The sequence below is a fragment of the Arthrobacter sp. Y3225116 genome (genome assembly GCF_059091245.1).
On record NZ_JBNHGL010000563.1, the window covers coordinates 1 to 446 of the forward strand.

Genomic DNA, 446 nt, shown 5'->3' on the forward strand with positions numbered 1-446 from the left:
GGCCGCGGTGCGGAACGCCGGGGGAGCGGCCGGGCTGGCCGGCCAGTCGGTCAGGCGGCTGCTCGGCAGCCTGCCCGCCGCCGAGATCAGGCTCGAGGGTCCGTCAGGGGACCACACCTCCGACGTCGACACCTGGCAGGACGCCGGCCGCTTTGGCATTGCCCGGCCCGCCCCGTAGCCTGAAGCAAACGTTGTACGAGCCCGCGCGCGGGCGGATCGGAGGCCATTGTGTCCGGAGCGGCCGAAAAGCTCTCCCCCTATGTCAGCGAACTGCTCCAGGCGCTGGAAATCGAAGACACACCGGTCGACATCGACGCGGTGCTGGGACTGGCCGGCGTTGCGGCGCACAGCGTGATCCGACCGGCGGCGCCGCTGACCACGTTCGTGGTGGGCTACGCGGCAGCCGGCCACCGCCACGGAATTGGCGCAGCGGCACGGACTGACGC

At 72.0% G+C, this 446-nt stretch carries 1 protein-coding gene; it reads left to right on the forward strand.

The window, feature by feature from the left end; genetic code table 11:
• Positions 1-228: 228 nt before the first annotated feature.
• On the forward strand, positions 229-446 hold a 218-nt coding region (locus AC5RV2_RS18970), incomplete at its 3' end, for a DUF6457 domain-containing protein (protein WP_494093613.1).